Genomic DNA, 424 nt, shown 5'->3' with positions numbered 1-424 from the left:
TCGCCGATCTCGGCATCCGGTTGGGGGGCTTCGCCCGCGGCGAGCTGAACGCCATCACGGACGTGCCGGGGGTCCGCATCGGCCACACCACCATCACAGCGCCGGGACTGAACACCGGGGTCACCGCGATCGTCCCGGACGCCCTGGGCCCGGACCGCCGGATGCTGCCCGCCGGGCTCTGCGTCGGCAACGGCTACGGCAAACTCATCGGCGTCAGCCAGCTCGGAGAGCTCGGCGCGATCGAGACCCCCATTCTCCTCACGAGCACCCTCGCCGCCTTCCGGGTGGCCGATGCCCTCGTCAGCCACATGATCGCGCTGCCCGGGTACGAGCAGACCACGACGCTGAACCCCGTGGTTGGCGAGACAAATGACGGCTTCCTCTCGGACATCCGCGCGCGCAGGATCACCGAGGACGACGTCCT

General features: G+C 69.8%; 1 protein-coding gene. It reads left to right on the top strand.

The window, feature by feature from the left end; all coding sequences use genetic code 11:
• Positions 1-424: P1 family peptidase (locus OOT08_RS06905; protein ID WP_325092129.1), on the top strand; the 424-nt coding region annotated here is incomplete at both ends.

Origin of the sequence: Leucobacter sp. M11, from assembly GCF_035726885.1 — a bacterium.
Lineage (GTDB): Bacteria > Actinomycetota > Actinomycetes > Actinomycetales > Microbacteriaceae > JAPFRB01.
This window is presented reverse-complemented; position numbering and strand designations above follow the sequence as displayed.